Origin of the sequence: Argonema antarcticum A004/B2 (assembly GCF_023333585.1) — a bacterium.
GTDB lineage: Bacteria > Cyanobacteriota > Cyanobacteriia > Cyanobacteriales > Aerosakkonemataceae > Argonema > Argonema antarcticum.
Window position 1 is genome coordinate 44,167 of sequence record NZ_JAIQZN010000030.1, and the last position, 16,798, is coordinate 60,964.

Below are 16,798 nucleotides of genomic sequence, written 5' to 3' on the forward strand. Positions count from 1 at the left end.
ATGGCAATAATTGCTCTGAGAGCCTGGTATCTCCAGAACTACGAGCCAATTAAAGAACTAGAAAAGCGCCCCCAAGACCTGCGCCTCAGCAAAAATAGCCTGCTGAAAACGGGTTTGCGAGCCGACTTTTTAGAAGAAAGCGAGGAAGTGAAACGATCGGCTTGGTTTGGGCGCTACCTGGATGGAGAAACGGTTGAGTTTTATATAGAAGGCAGTGGCGGATACGCCATCTCCAACATAGACCTGAGCAGTCACGAAATTTATTTCACCAAACAAGCGGTGGTGGGTCAGCTAGACCCGATCGTCTTTTTATGCTATCAAACTGAGTATGGTGCGTCCAGCGAAGCACTGCGGGAACAACTGCTGCTTACCCTGGATAATCTAAACAAGCGATCGCGCGTGCCCCTTACCCTAGAAGAATCCCACCGCCCGATGGATGCCCCATTGCGACTAAGCAGTACGTTAATGCGTAAAATACGTAAAAGCTTGTTGTTTGTGGCTGACAGCACACCGATCGCCAGCATACAAGGAACCGGGAAGCATACCCAGCTAATTCCCAGTCCCAAAGTCTGCCTGGAAATAGGCTACGCCCTGCAAAGCAAGCGAAGCGAGCAAATCTTGCTAGCGGAAATGGAGCGAAAAGATATGTCGGGGCAGTACCCGTTTGATTTGCCCAAATATCAGCGGCTATCCTTTGAAAATGCGGCAGAACTAGGTAAAATATTGCCGCAAGCGATCGAAACGCAACTGCGGCGATTTAATTTATTTTCTTAAGAGAAGAAGAAAAATGACAGGAAATCCAAGGCAGCCACAATCCGACGACGCTGTGGCGGGAGGTCAAAGAGCGAAAAGCCGTTATGCTAAAGTTCCTGATGAATTTTCCGTACACCTAATGTTCGAGGGCGGTCACCGGGAAGAAGTTCGTTTCAAGACTATTCAAGAATTCCAAAAGTGGTACAGCGGTGAACTGGTGCCAAAATCGGCCTCGAACGAGTTTATCACCATCCCCATCAAAAACATTGAGGGAGAGTATATGGTGGCGCGTCCGTCGCGGATTATCGCTATCCGCGTGACACCCATCTATACCTCAAGTATCGATCGCAGACAAATTGAATGATCAAGACTCTGGCTTCTTTTACCCTCAGTTTGGGCATTGCCTTTGGGACTTTTTTACCCGCTTTCTCCCTTGTGCCGCTAGAAGTCGTCAGTCCAGACCGACAGGACGAATTGGGTTTGGATGAGCAAATCTGGAGGAATTCCGGTCAAAAGGGCGACAAGCAGGCACTGTTGACTTCCATAGACTATAGCCTGCGCTATTTACGATCGCCCAAAGCTGTTCAAGCATATCGGGGGTATCGGGTGGCTGGGATTACTCGCTCTAGCGTTATTCGCAGTTTAGAACGTTTCCGGCAACTGGTTGTCACCTCAGACTCGCCACAGGAACTCCAAGCTGCTGTGGGGCGAGAATTTGCGTTTTACCAAGCGATCGGCAAAGATGGTCAGGGAACTGTAGGTTTCACCGGCTATTTTGAGCCAACTTATACAGGTAGTCGCAGGCGAACGGCAGAGTACCGTTACCCACTTTATCGATTACCTGCTAATTTCGGTAACTGGTCGCGTCCTCACCCCACCCGCCTCCAGCTGGAAGGAGAGGATGGAATGTCGGGAAACGGTCGCTTGCGGGGATTGGAATTGGTTTGGTTGCGCGATCGTTTGGAAGCTTTCCTAGTCCAGATACAAGGTTCGGCGCGACTTCAGCTCACCGATGGTAGCGTGATGACAGTCGGCTTTGCGGGTAAGACAAATCAACCTTATAGAAGTATCGGTCGAGAACTGGTCAACGATGGCAAAATGCAGTTGGAAGGCTTGACTTTACCGGCGGTAATCGAATATTTCAAGTCCTCACCAGAGGAGATGAACCTCTATCTACCGCGCAATCCCAGTTTTGTCTTTTTCCGGGAAACTGGAGGTGCCCCAGCGACGGGTTATATTGGGGTGCCGGTAACAGCCGAACGTTCGATCGCCACCGATAAATCCCTCATGCCACCTGGAGCCTTGGCGCTGATACAAGCTCAGATACCTTATCCTAACCGGAATGGTGATTTAGAGCAACGGCGAGTCAGTCGTTATGTACTGGATCAAGATACTGGCGGGGCGATCAAAGGGCCGGGTCGCGTGGATATTTTTATGGGGACAGGAACTCAAGCAGGCGATCGGGCCGGTTTGATCAACTCGACTGGAGAACTTTATTACCTGCTACTGAAAAACTGAAAATCTACAGATGTAGGGGCAATTCATGAATTGCCCCTACATCTAGGGTAAAAAGTGCCTGTAAAACTGTCGCGCCCTTAGAAACCCGGTTTCTGGGTGTTCAGTTTCTTTTAATGGGAGAGTCAAAAAGCTGTTTTTTCATCATAAATAAACAGGGTTTCTCACACCACAGAAAACTTCGATCGCTACCTGTTTTGCGTAAGTCATGACAAATAAATTTGTCGTAAGTCTTCTAAACGATCGACTGTTAACAAGCTAGCAGTTATTGTTTGCAGCAAATTCAGATCGTCAATCGCAGAAATTTCTGACAAAATCTCTAATCCTTGACTGCCAAATTTAAGCTGTAAACCTAACTGAATACCTTGTAATAAGGCTTGTTTGGTCTGATTTTGGGAAGCGGTTAACTCAGACCGAGTTTCAGTTAACTCAGACCGAGTTTCAGTTAACTCAGACCGAGTTTCAGTTAACTCAGACCGAGTTAGAATTAATCTGGCTGCTAATTCTTCCACTGTGGGAATGACATTCCCCTCAGCGTCGCACCATCGCAACCAAGTATCGCTGACGCTTTCAAAAATGCCTTGCCAGAGAGTTAAACCCAAACCAACTAAGGGGAACCAAAGATCGGTTTTCGGTACATAACGTCCCCCTTGTAATTGAAAGATTTGTAACGGAACATCGCTCAATTCACCCAAAGGATCGTAAACTACATAATACATCACACCCATAAGGGCATAATCGGTGAATTTGCTACCCAGTTCGTTACCGGGAGTTGGCGAAACTATCTCAATTACAATTTCTGGAGGTTTGCCAAATTCCCAGAGTAAATAGGAACGCACATCTCGGTTTTCCCAAGTATCCGCCACAGTCACATTTAAACTGAGGAATACATCAGGAACTAATGCTGGCTGACGGACATTACGAAAGATTCCTACATTGGCGGCTACGATAAATGGAATACCATCATTTAACTGATAACCAGAGAGAACTTCCGTCAGGAGACGCTGTTGTTTTTCGTTAATGAAACTATCCAAGGGAGTATCGTCTTCTTGTACAATTTTGCTATTATCGGGGTATTGACTGGGGTCAAGAGTGATAGGCTCAGACATGGCTGATTTTGGGTGGTTTTGATTGGAGTGGGAAATCGCGATCGCAATCTCGTTATTACTTTTGATGATAGCAAATTTTTCCTCCTTCATCCTTTCTGGAATTATGAGCAAATTTAAGGCAGAAACAATTCGGAAAATGGTATGGTAATTTGGGGAAAAGCTAAGGGTGCGATCGCTGCATCTGCATTAAGAATAATTTGTTCTTGATAACCAGATTCAGTTGGATTACGGAAAATATAAACGCGGCGATTACTAATATCTAAAATCCAATATTCGGGGATATTTGCTCTAGCATAAATTGGTGCTTTTTCTTCGCGATCAATCTTTAAAGTGGTGTAAGAAATTTCAATTAACAGGAAGATGTCGTTAGCATTGGGATGATTTTCGCCATAAGCATTTGGATCGATGCGAACTACAGCAATATCTGGTTCTGGTTCAGAAGTAGAGAGTGTGATAGGTAACTGGACGCGAATTTCTGCTAGATCTCTGAGTAGATTTTGCAGGTAGCGATCGGTACGTTGGGTTGTACCTGCATGGGGTGGACGTTGGGGACTCATTTTTACTATTTTACCTTCTAAAAGTTCAACTTTATCGTCAGGAGAGAGAATACCAGCGTCGATCATACGGTGATATTCTTCTACAGTCCACAAACGGATTTGGGTTGCGGTCATGGTGATTTTCCTCTTGTGTTTATGGCTGTTGGACTTGCTTATTCTAACCGCCTAATTGTTACTTTTGATATTATTTTGACGGCAGAATTAGTTGGTTCTGCTATATTATAGCTGAAAATTTGATGTTGATCGCTGAGTATTAAATTGACTTATGACTCAAGAATTAGCAGATTTAAGATTGAATATCCTTGAAGGACGCTATTTAGACGCTTTAGCGATTGTTGATGACTTAGAAGGCTTATGTAGAAAAGGAATATTACGCAATATTAAATCCTTTTTAATCAGAATGCTCATTCATTTGATAAAAAATTAAATCGAAACCCGGATGACTAATTCTTGGGCAGCTTCTATTCGAGATTCCGTCCTAGAAATTCAAGACTTAAATCTTCAGGATAATCAAACCTCTCATTACATCAAGCAAGAAGACTGGGAATCTCTTTTACAAGACAGTTTATCTAGAGCGATTTCTACTGCCAGCGTCGAAGTTCGTGGGGGTGCTTATACCCCATTTCAATTGAAAAAATTGGTAGATGCACCGCAGATTTTGCAAATGGCGAGAGAACTTTTGAATTTGACATATCAATATTCAACCAGTGATTTGCCAGATATTATCAACGAATATCTCAGTCAGTTACCAGGAGATGAAGATTGGAAATTAGGCAATACTATTCGCTGAACAAGACAAAGGTTGTTTTAGGTATCTTGTTGCGCTTTAGCGCTAAAGGCGTTAAACTAATAACCAAAATGAGAGGATTAGCAGCATGAGTAAAACTTTAGTAATTCAACTTCCCGACGAACTACAGGAGCAGTTGTTGCAACGAGCCAAAAGTATGAATATATCCTTAGAAAGCTTAGTATTGCAGTCTCTAACTCAATTAGTCAGTTCAGAAACTCCAGATGAATTCGATCCAATTTCACCATTATTGGGTACATTAACCGCAGAAGTTAATGACACCCATAATTGCCAATTGACAACTCAAGAAGCTGCTAACATTCTCAATGTATCCCGACCATTTATAATCAAGTTACTAGAAGCGGGGGAGATTCCTTACGTCAAAGTTGGTTCCCATCCACAGGTAATTTTCCAAGATTTAATGAAGTATAAAGAACAGCGGAGAATGAATCGTAAAAAGGGTTTGCAAGAACTAACTCAATTTCTTCAAGATGAGGGTTTCTACGAGGAAGAAGTTGGCAATCTAGAGCAGTAAAATGGTATTTTCTTCTGTTGTCATAGATTCCTGTGTAATCTTTCCTATGCCTCTATGCGATACGCTACTGCGTGCTGCTGAAGCTGAACTTTACTGCGTTTATTTTTCTCAGGAAATTCTTGATGGTGCTACCCGTAATCTTGTCAATAAAAACCGAATGATCGAACTGAAAGCAGCACGTTTTCAGGAAATGATAAAAACCACTTTTCCTGAAGCAATGGTGGAAGTACCTGAAGAACGGTTCTTCCTCTTCCGTACTTGATGTGCTAAAATATTAAGACAAAGTGGCAATTTAGAGTAATTAAGAGCAATTATAAAAAGGGTAATGACCAAAATATTAAATTTACCTGGGGTGATAGTAGAAGATAGCAAAGAAACAGCCGAAACATTAATATTATCTGTAAGAGTAGAGAAAAAAACAGTGGCTTGCCCGCGCTGTGGTCGGATAAGCCACAGATTAAAGGAATTTTTCGCTGAAGTAAGTTATCAGTACATTCCAAACTAAATTTCTCAACTATACCTAGATTGAAGCGATCGAAATTGCTGACACCTGCCTGTCGGAGGTTAAAGTATAAACCAAGAGCAGCCAGACCTCAAGACCAGCACTCATCACTGTTCAAACGCCCATAACTGATTATTTTTTATGAGAGTAATTTTATCTGTGAATTTGGATGTTAAAATACCAGGACTGAACGATTGCGTATCTTTAACAAAAAATTTTCCTGCCGATTTACTCAGTTATCAATCAAATTTGAGTAAATTCCTCGTGTTTGCGTCATAACTCTTTTGCCAAACAGAACGCTCAAAAGCAGTATTGATACCTATTTCTGCTGAAAGTTGTACCCTGTTTATGAGGCGTCCTTCCATTTATTGCCCCATACTGTTCCCAATTTACAAGCGTCCCAAGAGTAAGCAAAACTTTTGTGCAGTAAAAACGAGGCATTCTGACTTAATTAATAGCCTGCGACAAGAAGACCTATGGAAGCATCTTTTGAAATTACCCTGCAAATAGTGATAGCAGTCCTTGCAGGCATTCTAGCTCAGGTTCTGGCCGCATTTCTCAAAGTTCCTGGCATTGTCTTCTTGTTGCTGTTTGGCATTCTGCTGGGGCCTAGTATTTCTGGGCTGCTACATCCGAACTTGCTGGGAACTGGTTTGGAAGTCATTGTTGCCCTCTGTGTAGCTATTATCCTATTCGAGGGTGGCCTAAACCTGGAACTCCGAGATTTGGGTGAGGTTTCCGGTAGCCTCCGAAATTTAGTCACCTTTGGTACTCTGATCACCCTGATGGGAGGCGGCATGGCTGCACACTGGCTGGGTGAGTTCCCTTGGCCGATCGCATTTCTCTATGCTTCCCTGGTAGTAGTAACAGGCCCCACCGTCGTTAGTCCCCTCCTCAAGCACGTCAAAGTCGATCGGCAGGTGACAGCACTCCTAGAAGGAGAAGGCGTCTTGATCGACCCGGTAGGGGCAATTCTGGCCGTAGTCGTGCTGGATACAATTTTGAATGCAGGTGCCAATCCTTTGATAGCCATCATTGGCTTATTCCTGCGACTCGGCATTGGCGGTGGCATTGGTGCTGCTGGCGGCTGGCTGCTGGGCTTGATTCTCAAACGCGCTAATTTTCTCTCAGAAGACCTGAAAAACCTGGTTGTTTTGGCTGGTTTGTGGGGCTTGTTTGGTTTAGCGCAATCGATCCGCAGCGAGTCGGGACTGATGGCAACCGTAGTCGCCGGAATTGTCATGAAAGCATCGTCAGTTCCAGAAGAACGACTGTTGCGGCGGTTTAAAGGTCAGCTGACTGTTCTCAGCGTCTCGGTTTTGTTCATTCTCCTGTCAGCGGGTTTATCAATTGCCAGTTTATTTGCCCTTGGTTGGGGTAGCTTGTTTACCGTTTTGGTGCTGATGTTTGTCGTGCGCCCCTTAAGCATCACCTTATGTACCTTAAACAGCGATTTCAACTGGCGGCAAAAAATATTTCTCAGCTGGGTTGCCCCCAGAGGAATTGTTTCGGCTTCTGTAGCATCTTTGTTCTCAATTCTCTTAACCCAACGGGGAATAAATGGCGGAGATTCAATCAAAGCTCTTGTTTTCCTCACCATTATTATGACCGTGTTTGTACAAGGGCTGACCGCTGGTTGGATAGCCAATTTGCTGCAAATCACTTCAAAAGAGGCAACAGGTGCCGTAATTGTCGGTTGTAATCCTTTGAGTCGATTGATTGCTCGTTTATTTCAAGAACGAGGAGAATTAGTTGTTTTAATCGATACCGATCCGCAAGCTTGCCGAATAGCCGAACAGGAGAATTTACGAGTTTTCTTAAGCAGCGGTCTTGATACCAGCGTTTTGGAAGAGGCGGGGCTGGCATCAATGGGGACTTTCGTAGCTATGACCAGCAATGGAGAGGTAAATTTAGTGTTAGCTCAACGAGCTGCTGAAGAATTCTCTCCTCCTAGAGTTTTGGCAGTATTTCCCCTAGAACCTCAAGCTAATCCTGCAAAGAATAAATCTAAGGTACAACAGGCTTTTGTTTCGCAATTACAGATTAAGAATTGGAATGAGTATGTGAATGAAGGGAAAGTTAAATTAGGCGAAACAGCGCTGAAGGAAGAGGGATTTGCGTTTCATCAGGCGCATCTTCAGGCGCTGATTCGTTCTGGGGATCTCATGCCGTTGTTAATAGAACGAGACGATCGCCTCATGGTAGTTCCAGCGGCTGAAGATTGGCAATTGGGCGATCGCATTATTTACCTCTTGCACGACCCAAGGCCCAACCTGCTGAAGCGTTTATCCGGTGCTAGTCCGTCCTCTCGCCTGTCCCTAGAAAAGTTGCCAGAAGTCGAGGAAGTGCCAATTGCTTCTCCCGCTTTGGAAGTTCCTCTAGCCCCTAGAACACCGATTCAGTAATACTTGGTGGTGCGTTTTTGGCTTGTAGGGGCGAAGCATTCGGGTATAAAATCTATCGCTTTTACCCTAGATTTCTTGCCCGAATGCTTCGCCCCTACGATTATTGAATTGGTGTTCTAGCCCCTAAGCTAGGTAAGACACCCAAGATTGCACAACTGTCGGCGAACCATACCAAATACCGCGAGATCTGGGGGAATGTAGCACAGCTTCGATAACGAGATTTTCTGCCCCTTCCAGATGAGCTGCTTCAATGGGGGTAATGCCGTCTCCCCAGCTATCGCCTCTGCCGCAAGTTAATTGATAACTGCTGTAGGCTAACCAACTGCCTGGGCGTCTAGCACCGTAGATGGCTTTACCAGCGACGCAGATGTAGCGAACCTGGGGGTGAAATGCACCTGGATAGTTGATTTTGACAAAATCTAAATTGCGTTTTGTCCACCGTTCTTGACTAACATGAGGAGTTCCCAGTGTCACCAACGTGGCAATATATGGATGAGCGTGCCACAAACCAGCCGTCGACCTAACGTCACCGTGGATGGTGTAAGGCTTTTCTCCCAGGTAAATGCGAGCAATCCAGCCGCCTGCTGAGTGACCGATCAAGTTAATCTGGGAAACGTTGTATTGTTGTAAGGTTTGTTTGACAGTTCGATCGAGTTGCCGCAAAATGGGCACCATTGACCGACCTCCTACAGTTGGCAACCAATCTCGTTTTCGCAAAGGCACTGTTACCGTTGGAAAACCGAGTTTTTGCAAGAGTTGTTCCATCGGGCGGTAGGCTCTAGCACCTTCCAGATATCCCGGCATAATGACGGTAGGCAAAGGCATTTTCGATTTGGGATTTTAGGTTTGATTGTGCAAACAGGTATACTCTACGGAATCAGCGTCGGGACGGGCGATCCAGAATTGATTACCCTTAAGGGACTGCGATTGCTCAAACAGATGCCAGTGGTAGCTTTCCCTTTGGGGGTAGGCGGCAAACCTGGTATGGCTGAGCAGATTGTAGCCCAATGGCTGAGTCCCTCAAGCGTCCAGCTGGCTTTGAATTTCCCTTACGTGCAGGATGAAACTATTCTCTCCTCCGCTTGGCATCAGGCGGCAGAACAAGTCTGGCAATATCTTCAAAAAGGCCAAGATGTGGCTTTTGCCTGCGAAGGTGATGTCAGTTTTTACAGTACTTTTACGTATTTGGCTCAGACACTGCAAGAGCTGCATCCACAAGTGGCGATCCAAACTGTACCGGGAGTTTGTTCGCCGATGGCGGCGGCGTCAGTGTTGGGGCTGCCTTTGACAATTCGCGATCGAAAGTTGGTTGTGTTACCGGCGCTTTATCGGGTGGAGGAATTGGAGGCGGTTCTGGACTGGGCTGATGTGGTAGTTTTACTCAAGGTAAGTTCGGTTTACGAACAAGTTTGGCAGGTGTTACACCGGCGTCAGTTGCTGAGTCGCAGCTATGTTGTGGAACGGGCGACACTACCGGATATGGCGATTTATAAGGATTTATGCGATCGGCCCCATCTCAAGTTACCCTACTTCTCTTTGCTGATTGTTCAAGTAACTGTAGAAAAGTCACTCATTCAAAAGTCAAAAGAAAAAATAAGCTAGTCCCATCCCCCATACCTCTTTTCTTTTGGCTCTTTCGGAGTTGTTATACTTTATGTTCAAAAAAACAATATTTTTATTCCCCCACTCTCCCACTCCCCCACTCCCCCACTCCCCCACTCCCCCACTCCCCCACTCCCCCACTCCCCCACTCCCCCACTCTCCTTTTGATGAGGTAACCAAATTGTCTACCAAAACGAAGACCAAGCATCAAATACCTGCATCCTACACCCCGCAAGTTCCAACCGATCGGGAAAAAAGATTTAATCTGCCGACTATGTTGGCAACCCTGATTTCTGTCGGTATCCACGGAATGGTCTGGGTGATTCAGCCAGTATTATCATCCTCCAAATCAGCAGAATCCGATCCGCGAAGAATTGTGGGATTGGTACAGTTGACTCCAGATGAACAGAGTCGCCTGCCAGAATATTCTTTGGCAAAACCCACGTTGCCATCCTTACCGCCGCCACTGCCGCCCACAAATTTGTTGCCCCCCCTGCCACCAGTGCAGTCTTATACGCCTTTGCCGCCTATTCCCAACGTTCCGCTTGATAACTCTCCTACTATTGCGTTGTCGCCACCGCCGAGTACTCCAAAAGAGCCTTCATCCCAGACCCGAAGTGGTTCTCGTCGCCAAGAAATAACGCCAAAAGAGCGATCGCCTGTTACCGAGCCGGAAGTTAAAATAGAATCGCGTCAAACGCCAGAACGCACCACGACTCCTGAACGCACCACGACTCCTGAACGCACTACTACTCCTGAACGCACTACTACTCCTGAACGCACTACTACTCCTGAACGCACTACTACTCCTGAACGCCAGAATATTGCCAAAGGTACTGAAAGCAGACTGCGACCTAATGACACTCTACCGATATTACCGCCCGGTACAATTTCGCCATCCGTAACACCCCCTCCTACCGAGACATCGCCGAAAGCAGGTGATGAACCTCTGAACCCCTCAAACCTACAAACCCATCTACCTAATTTCTATCCCAAGGAGTCTCCTATGCCGCAGCAAAGTCAAGAATCTAGGGATTTGTCGATCAAGTATAGCTACGGTTACGACTTAAATTTCACGACCGATCAATACGCATCTGGAAAGTTGAGAACCTGGTTGGAGGACAAAAACGAAAAGTTTTCAGTCAATCTGAAGATAACGACAATGGCAGACATTATCTTTGTTAAATCTCCCATAGACGAGAAGCTGCCGGATGTTAACCAAGCAAATGTCGCCGTGTTAGTAAACCCGAATGGCAAAAAGGAGGGTAACCCCGAAGTGATACGCAGTACTGGCTACCCTAGACTAGATCTGGCTGCAATAGAAGATATTCAAAAGCGGAGTGCCTTTCCATCAACTCGCAAGTATGAGGTTTATCTCTATCGGATCGAGATCGAGCAAAACAATTCACCTTCTACTCCGGGAGCATCATCTAACAGTTAAAGTTATTGATGATTTATCGTCAAATTGTCTGTTTTCATCGGTGGTTAAATTTTTACCACCGATGAAGACAGATGAACACAGATGAACACAGATAAGAATAAGAACAGGAATTTTTTAGGTGACCGATGCGTAAGGACATGATATAGCAACCGCCAAGGTAGTTAGGACATCCTAAAACGGCAGAACCAATTTACAGCAAGCATTTCACTTTTGACTTTTGCTATATGACTCCAGATTTTTCCTTTTTGGAGCGACTGCGCTGCTCATCTGAGCGATTGATTGAACTATTGGATTGCTTCGATCGATCGCACTTACTGGTAGTGGGTGACTTGACTCTCGACGAGTTTCTCACGGGTCAGGTGGAGCGGATTTCTCGCGAAGCTCCGGTATTGATTATTCGTCACGAACAGACTCGACAGGTGCCTGGAGGTGGCGCTAATGCGGTCTATAACCTGGCAAAATTGGGCGCAAAGGTGAAGGTTGCTGGACTGGTGGGGGATGATGAGCAAGGGCAAGCTTTGCGTCGCATCTTTGAGGCTGCTGGGATTGATACTGCTGGAATGTTAATCGATCCAGACCGCCCGACGGTGACTAAAACTCGGATTTCCGGTCACGCTCGCCAGTCGGTGACGCAGCAGATTGTGCGGATCGATCGCAAATCGGATGAGTTGCCAAATGTTGATTTGCAGATGCAACTGGCTGCGTATATCCGTTCTGTACTTGATACTGTGGATGCGGTAGTCTGTTCCGATTATGGGGATGGGGTTTTTACTCAGCCTGCGATCGCGGCGACGCTATCTCACTCGCGGACGATTGTTGATGCACAAAATAGTCTCGAAAGATATCGAGGTGCAACCGTATTTACACCGAATTTACCAGAGGCGGAACAGGCGGTGGGTTATGCGATCGCAACTCCCCAAACCCTCACTCAAGCTGGGCGCGATCTTCTAGCCATGACTGATGCTCAGCAAATTCTGATTACCCGTGGCGAAGAGGGTATGAGCCTATTTAGCAGTTCTGGCAGCGAGGAATACATCCCCGCCTTTAATCGAACAAAGGTGTTTGATGTTACAGGTGCTGGCGATACGGTAGCGGCAGCACTGACATTAGCTTTAAATGCCGGTGCTTCGTTTTGGGAAGCAGCAGTTTTGGGCAATTTGGCGGCTAGCATTGTAGTGCGCCAGTTTGGTACGGCGACGACAACACCAGATGAAATGAAGGAAGCATTGCGATCGCTTATAAGTGAAGAATAAAGTACGTAAAGTTGGCAGATTGTTAAGTGGTTAATTATATCAGAAAATAATCAGAAAAAAAGGAGAAAATTGTCAATAATAAATCCAATTATATTATTCACAAATAAATTGGATAGAAGTTTTCTAAACTCCAGTTATATAGCAACCGCCAGGGCGGTTATGGCATCCTAAAACGCCAGAACCAATTCACAGCAAAGATTTCACTTTTGACTTTTGAATGAGTGACCTTTTGACTTTTGCTATAAATCTTGTTTCGTCTTAAAAAGCGGCTCTTTCAGAGTTGTTATGCTCTTGCTCAAAAAATAACATTTTTATTCCTCTACTGCTCTGTTGCTCTATTCCCCTGCTCCCGCTCCCCTGCTCCTCTACTCAAATAGCATAGTAAATTCGGAAGAGCCGATTTCAATCGCTGGGTTTCCCGATCCAGACGATCGCCTCTTCAGGGTGTGGATAGCGTCAAGGAATACAATCTTTAGAGAGAAACTATCTTAAGATTAGGGATATTTTATTTGTTTACGTTCCTTATCAGGATTGCTCTATGGGTTGGCGACTGCGGCTGAGTATTAAATCCAAACTCATTGCAATGCTACTGGTAGTTAGTAGTTGTTCGATTTTAGTTACTGCCTACTTAGGTTATCAAAGTGGTCAAGCAAACTTGACCGATCGAGTGTTTAGTCAGTTAATCAGCATCCGGGCTTCCAAAGCCAACCAAATTGGCTCCTACTTTCAGACCCTACGGAATCACCTCCAGACACTAGGAGAAAACCCCTCCGTAGTCACAGCGCTCCAGGAATTCGATACTAACTACCGACAACTAGAAACAGCCCAAATTCCACCCACAGCCGTCAAAAAACTCGCCTCCTACTACCGGGATGAATTTCTGCCCCGGTTGGCAAAAACAGAGCAGGGTAATCCCCTGTGGGAGTTTTTTCAGCCCAAAACCGACGTAGCTCGCTATCTGCAATACCACTACATTGCGGCTAATCCTCATCCAGTCGGTAAAAAACATCTTCTGGATGATGCCAAAGACGGTAGTGGTTATAGCCGTATCCATGCCCTTTACCATCCCATGTTTCGGCAGATTATTGAGAAGTTTGGTTACTACGATCTGTTTTTGATCAACCCCCAGGGGGACATAGTATATACGGTTTACAAAGAAACAGATTTTGTGACTAACTTAACTACAGGAACCTACAACGAAAGTAATTTGGCTCGTTTGGTAAGCCGGGTGCGCCAAACTAAAGAACGGAACTATTCACGGCTAATTGACTTTGAATCATACGCTCCTTCCTACGGTGCGCCTGCTGCTTTTATTGCTATGCCTATTTTTAAAGGTGCGGAATTTTTGGGGGTACTAGCGGTGCAGTTACCAGTAGATGAAATTAATAATGTGATGACTGGTAACCAGAATTGGGAGAGTGACGGACTGGGGAAATCCGGGGAAACCTATCTGGTGGGACAGGATTATTTGATGCGATCGATCTCCCGTTTTTTGGTGGAAGACAGGGAAAAATACTTACAAACCCTGCACTCTCTGAGGGTGAGTGACAACACTCTGAAACGGATTCAACAGTACAATACCTCAATTCTGGAACAGCGGGTGGAGACGATCGGCGTGAAAGAAGCCCTAGCCGGGAAGCAAAACATCCAGATTATCCGAGATTATCGGGATATTCCTGTGCTTAGTTCCTATGCTCCCTTAAAAATTGATGAGTTGGCTTGGGTAATTCTGTCAGAAATTGACCTAGCAGAGGCTTATGCGCCAGTCTATTCTTTTGAAAGGCGACTATTAATTTCCGCTACGCTCTTGATGCTCCTAGTCACGGTGTTAGCTATGGCTCTAGCCTATTGGTTTGTGAAGCCCATTAACCAATTGATTGCCAGTGCTAGACAGGTGGCAGCAGGGCAACTAGATATCGTGGCTTCTCTGCAAACTAGAGATGAGTTTGGGGAATTAGCAAGATCCTTTAATGATATGGTCTACAGTCTGCGTACACAAACTAATTTAATCGCCGAAAAAAACCTAGAAAATGAACAGTTACTCCTGAGTGTATTTCCGGCGGCGATCGCCAAGCGTTTGAAACGGGGAGAGAAAAACATTGCTGAAAGTGTTTCTAATGTGGCAGTGCTATTCTCAGAACTAACGGGATTTTCTAAACTATCCGCCAACCTGACGGCCTACGAAATTGTCAGTATCCTCAACGATCTAGTTAGTAGTTTTGATGAAGCTGCGGAACGGTACGGGATGGAGAAAATTAAAACTATTGGCGATAGCTACATGGCAGTGTGTGGCTTATCTTTGCCCTATTTGGATCATGATAAACGGGCGATCGACTTTGCCCTCGAAATGCTCCTGATTGTCCGTCGCTACAACAACGAGCGGGGATTCCAACTCAATATCCGCATCGGCATTAACTCCGGCAGTGTCGTGGCCGGAATTGTGGGCAGAAACAAATTTATCTATGATGTCTGGGGCGATACGATCGATATTGCCAATGCCCTGCGGGGAGCCTGTCCCCCCGGAGCAGTTCTGGTTTCTGAAGGGGTGTATCAACGCCTAGAGGATCTCTACGAATTTGTTCCCTACGGTAATGAGATTAATGGCAAGACAAAGCCCAGTGCTTGGTGTCTCAAGAGCGTGCAAGCCCCCCAAAACTCTGAGGTAACTCGGTAATGGGAAATATTTTGACCAATAATTTGCTGCTCTGGGCGATCGCGCTTATAGTCGGCTTTCCCCTGTTGGTAATTCTATTGGGGGAAATTATCCATAATTTGCAGCAGCGGGAACAGCCTCTAGCCGCTACCCTCCAAGTAGTACGCAATCTCATTTTGCCGGTCTTTGCCTTTTTAATTTTTACCCAGAAAATTCTCCAGCTACCCGCCACTGATGAACGGGTGAAAAGCATCCAGACTCTCCTCTGGATTTGTGCGATCCATGCTGCCCTGTCATTACTTAATGTGGTGCTATTTCGGCAGGCAAAGGCAGATAGTTGGCGGGGGCGGATTCCGAAACTCCTGATTGATTTGGCAAGATTATTTTTGGTTTTGCTAGGGACTGCGATCGTTCTAGCTACGGTGTGGAATGCAGACCTTGCAGGGTTAGTAACCGCCTTGGGGGTGAGTTCGATCGTCATTGGTTTGGCACTCCAAGACACACTAGGCAGTGTGATGTCGGGGATTGCCCTGTTATTTGAGCAACCCTTTACGGTGGGAGACTGGCTGCGGGTGGGGGATCTGGTCGGGCAGGTAATAGATATCAACTGGCGGGCAGTCCGCTTGCAAACTCTAGAAAGGGAGATGGTAGTCATTCCCCATAAACTGATTAGCAGTGAGATTATCCGCAATTTTAGTCGTCCCCTACGACTCCATGCCGAGCGGATCAAAATTGGTTTTTCCTATAATGACCCGCCTAATTTGGCAAAGTATGTCCTGCGGACTACGGCTTTGGAAACTCAGGGCATCTTGGCGGAACCGGAACCCCAAATTTTTACTCTCAGCTATGATGATTCGGCAATTACCTACGAGGTGAAGTTTTTTATTGATGACTATCAGGAAGTTGAGGAGATTCGCGATCGCTTCATGACTAGGGTGTGGTACGCAGCCCAGCGCAATAACCTGACTATTCCCTTCCCCATCCGCACGGTCTATAACTTCGACGGCCCTACCTCCAAGGCGGAGGGAACCATCAAAAAATTTGCGGAGGGACTGCAATCAATTCCCTCTTTTGTGCCTCTAGAGAAGTCTGAAAATTTAAATCACCTATCTTCAGATATTAACTTGCAACACTTTGGGGCTGGGGAGAAGGTAATCCGACAGGGATATGACAGTAATGCCCTCTACATTTTGATTGCAGGGGAAGCAGTGATTACAGTCAATGACGAATTGGGACAGGAGCATGAGGTACTTCCCTTAAAGGCGGGAGAATTTTTTGGAGTGATGACACTTTTTTCTGGAGAACCCAGCACTATTTCGGTGACTGCGGTGGCAGACTTAGAGGTGATGGTGTTATCGGCAGCAGTAGTTAATCAAATGATCGATCGCCAGCCTAGTTTCTCTAGGGAAATCAGCCAAGTTCTAGAACTGCGCCGTCGGGCAGTACAGGAGGTACAAAAAATGGTAGCCGAAATCAAGCGATCGGCCCGCTGACATTTGCCCAACAATTTCCGGTTCTTTCGTTCCCACTAAGTCTCTAGCCCCTAGCTATACGGCTCTTTCGGAGTTGCTATGCTTTTGTTCACTTAAGAACATTTTTATTGATTTTCTCCTCTCCCCCTCTCCCACTCTCCCACTCTCCCACTCTCCCACTCTCCCCCTCTCCCACTCTCCCACTCTCCCCCTC

16 protein-coding genes are annotated in these 16,798 nt (G+C 45.9%); 13 read left to right on the forward strand and 3 right to left on the reverse strand.

Annotated features, from left to right (window positions below; all coding sequences use genetic code 11):
• From LAY57_RS14865 to mltA, 3 genes are all read left to right on the forward strand, one after another.
• A complete protein-coding gene (locus tag LAY57_RS14865; protein WP_249067558.1) occupies positions 1-774 on the forward strand; it encodes a hypothetical protein in 774 nt (257 codons plus the stop codon).
• A gap of 118 nt (positions 775-892) precedes the next feature.
• Positions 893-1,117 (forward strand): hypothetical protein, encoded by a 225-nt coding sequence (locus LAY57_RS14870; protein WP_249067582.1) that lies wholly within the window; start codon positions 893-895, stop codon positions 1,115-1,117.
• Entirely contained in the window at positions 1,114-2,271 is a 1,158-nt protein-coding gene (mltA, locus tag LAY57_RS14875; RefSeq protein ID WP_249067559.1) for a murein transglycosylase A, read from the forward strand. The genes LAY57_RS14870 and mltA overlap by 4 nt, the downstream gene beginning before the upstream one ends.
• A gap of 203 nt (positions 2,272-2,474) precedes the next feature.
• Here the strand turns inward: mltA and LAY57_RS14880 are convergent, their stop codons facing one another.
• Positions 2,475-3,467 (reverse strand): Uma2 family endonuclease, encoded by a 993-nt coding sequence (locus LAY57_RS14880; RefSeq protein ID WP_249067560.1) that lies wholly within the window; start codon positions 3,465-3,467, stop codon positions 2,475-2,477.
• A gap of 23 nt (positions 3,468-3,490) precedes the next feature.
• A complete protein-coding gene (locus LAY57_RS14885; protein ID WP_249067561.1) occupies positions 3,491-4,048 on the reverse strand; it encodes a Uma2 family endonuclease in 558 nt (185 codons plus the stop codon).
• A gap of 151 nt (positions 4,049-4,199) precedes the next feature.
• Between LAY57_RS14885 and LAY57_RS36255 the strand changes: the two genes are divergently transcribed.
• From LAY57_RS36255 to LAY57_RS14905, 5 genes are all read left to right on the forward strand, one after another.
• A complete protein-coding gene (locus LAY57_RS36255; RefSeq protein WP_338022418.1) occupies positions 4,200-4,361 on the forward strand; it encodes a hypothetical protein in 162 nt (53 codons plus the stop codon).
• Positions 4,362-4,373: 12 nt separating this feature from the next.
• Positions 4,374-4,724, forward strand: coding sequence for a hypothetical protein (locus LAY57_RS14890; protein ID WP_338022419.1), 351 nt, complete (start codon positions 4,374-4,376; stop codon positions 4,722-4,724).
• 85 nt (positions 4,725-4,809) lie between these two features.
• Positions 4,810-5,256, forward strand: a complete 447-nt coding sequence (locus LAY57_RS14895) for a helix-turn-helix domain-containing protein (protein ID WP_249067562.1) — start codon at positions 4,810-4,812, stop codon at positions 5,254-5,256.
• 1 nt (position 5,257) lies between these two features.
• Entirely contained in the window at positions 5,258-5,518 is a 261-nt protein-coding gene (locus LAY57_RS14900) for a hypothetical protein (protein ID WP_249067563.1), read from the forward strand.
• A gap of 716 nt (positions 5,519-6,234) precedes the next feature.
• The gene (locus tag LAY57_RS14905; RefSeq protein ID WP_249067564.1) at positions 6,235-8,163 is read left to right on the forward strand and encodes a cation:proton antiporter; all 1,929 of its coding nucleotides are present in this window, start codon (positions 6,235-6,237) and stop codon (positions 8,161-8,163) included.
• A 123-nt stretch (positions 8,164-8,286) separates the two neighbouring features.
• Here LAY57_RS14905 and LAY57_RS14910 read toward each other — a convergent pair whose 3' ends face one another.
• Positions 8,287-8,988 carry an esterase/lipase family protein gene (locus tag LAY57_RS14910; protein ID WP_249067565.1) on the reverse strand — a complete coding sequence of 234 codons (702 nt, stop codon included), beginning with the start codon at positions 8,986-8,988 and terminating at the stop codon, positions 8,287-8,289.
• A gap of 27 nt (positions 8,989-9,015) precedes the next feature.
• Here LAY57_RS14910 and LAY57_RS14915 point away from each other — a divergent pair, with 27 nt between their 5' ends.
• The 5 genes from LAY57_RS14915 (at position 9,016) to LAY57_RS14935 (ending at position 16,605) form a co-directional block, all read left to right on the forward strand.
• Positions 9,016-9,765, forward strand: coding sequence for a precorrin-2 C(20)-methyltransferase (locus LAY57_RS14915; RefSeq protein WP_249067583.1), 750 nt, complete (start codon positions 9,016-9,018; stop codon positions 9,763-9,765).
• A gap of 52 nt (positions 9,766-9,817) precedes the next feature.
• Complete coding sequence (locus tag LAY57_RS14920) at positions 9,818-11,206, forward strand: energy transducer TonB (RefSeq protein ID WP_249067566.1); 1,389 nt, start codon at positions 9,818-9,820, stop codon at positions 11,204-11,206.
• 224 nt (positions 11,207-11,430) lie between these two features.
• Positions 11,431-12,459, forward strand: a complete 1,029-nt coding sequence (gene rfaE1 / locus LAY57_RS14925; protein WP_249067567.1) for a D-glycero-beta-D-manno-heptose-7-phosphate kinase — start codon at positions 11,431-11,433, stop codon at positions 12,457-12,459.
• 538 nt (positions 12,460-12,997) lie between these two features.
• Positions 12,998-15,133 carry an adenylate/guanylate cyclase domain-containing protein gene (locus LAY57_RS14930; protein WP_249067568.1) on the forward strand — a complete coding sequence of 712 codons (2,136 nt, stop codon included), beginning with the start codon at positions 12,998-13,000 and terminating at the stop codon, positions 15,131-15,133.
• A complete protein-coding gene (locus tag LAY57_RS14935; RefSeq protein WP_249067569.1) occupies positions 15,133-16,605 on the forward strand; it encodes a mechanosensitive ion channel family protein in 1,473 nt (490 codons plus the stop codon). The genes LAY57_RS14930 and LAY57_RS14935 overlap by 1 nt, the downstream gene beginning before the upstream one ends.
• The last annotated feature ends 193 nt before the right edge of the window (positions 16,606-16,798 follow it).

Bases quoted from the DNA above. Each gene is read 5' to 3' on its own strand.
- LAY57_RS14865 (WP_249067558.1), top strand. From the start codon at position 1: ATGGCAATAATTGCTCTGAGAGCCTGGTATCTCCAGAACTACGAGCCA.
- LAY57_RS14870 (WP_249067582.1), top strand. From the start codon at position 893: ATGTTCGAGGGCGGTCACCGGGAAGAAGTTCGTTTCAAGACTATTCAA.
- mltA (WP_249067559.1), top strand. From the start codon at position 1,114: ATGATCAAGACTCTGGCTTCTTTTACCCTCAGTTTGGGCATTGCCTTT.
- LAY57_RS14880 (WP_249067560.1), bottom strand. From the start codon at position 3,467: ATGAAGGAGGAAAAATTTGCTATCATCAAAAGTAATAACGAGATTGCG.
- LAY57_RS14885 (WP_249067561.1), bottom strand. From the start codon at position 4,048: ATGACCGCAACCCAAATCCGTTTGTGGACTGTAGAAGAATATCACCGT.
- LAY57_RS36255 (WP_338022418.1), top strand. From the start codon at position 4,200: ATGACTCAAGAATTAGCAGATTTAAGATTGAATATCCTTGAAGGACGC.
- LAY57_RS14890 (WP_338022419.1), top strand. From the start codon at position 4,374: ATGACTAATTCTTGGGCAGCTTCTATTCGAGATTCCGTCCTAGAAATT.
- LAY57_RS14895 (WP_249067562.1), top strand. From the start codon at position 4,810: ATGAGTAAAACTTTAGTAATTCAACTTCCCGACGAACTACAGGAGCAG.
- LAY57_RS14900 (WP_249067563.1), top strand. From the start codon at position 5,258: ATGGTATTTTCTTCTGTTGTCATAGATTCCTGTGTAATCTTTCCTATG.
- LAY57_RS14905 (WP_249067564.1), top strand. From the start codon at position 6,235: ATGGAAGCATCTTTTGAAATTACCCTGCAAATAGTGATAGCAGTCCTT.
- LAY57_RS14910 (WP_249067565.1), bottom strand. From the start codon at position 8,988: ATGCCTTTGCCTACCGTCATTATGCCGGGATATCTGGAAGGTGCTAGA.
- LAY57_RS14920 (WP_249067566.1), top strand. From the start codon at position 9,818: ATGTTCAAAAAAACAATATTTTTATTCCCCCACTCTCCCACTCCCCCA.
- rfaE1 (WP_249067567.1), top strand. From the start codon at position 11,431: ATGACTCCAGATTTTTCCTTTTTGGAGCGACTGCGCTGCTCATCTGAG.
- LAY57_RS14930 (WP_249067568.1), top strand. From the start codon at position 12,998: ATGGGTTGGCGACTGCGGCTGAGTATTAAATCCAAACTCATTGCAATG.
- LAY57_RS14935 (WP_249067569.1), top strand. From the start codon at position 15,133: ATGGGAAATATTTTGACCAATAATTTGCTGCTCTGGGCGATCGCGCTT.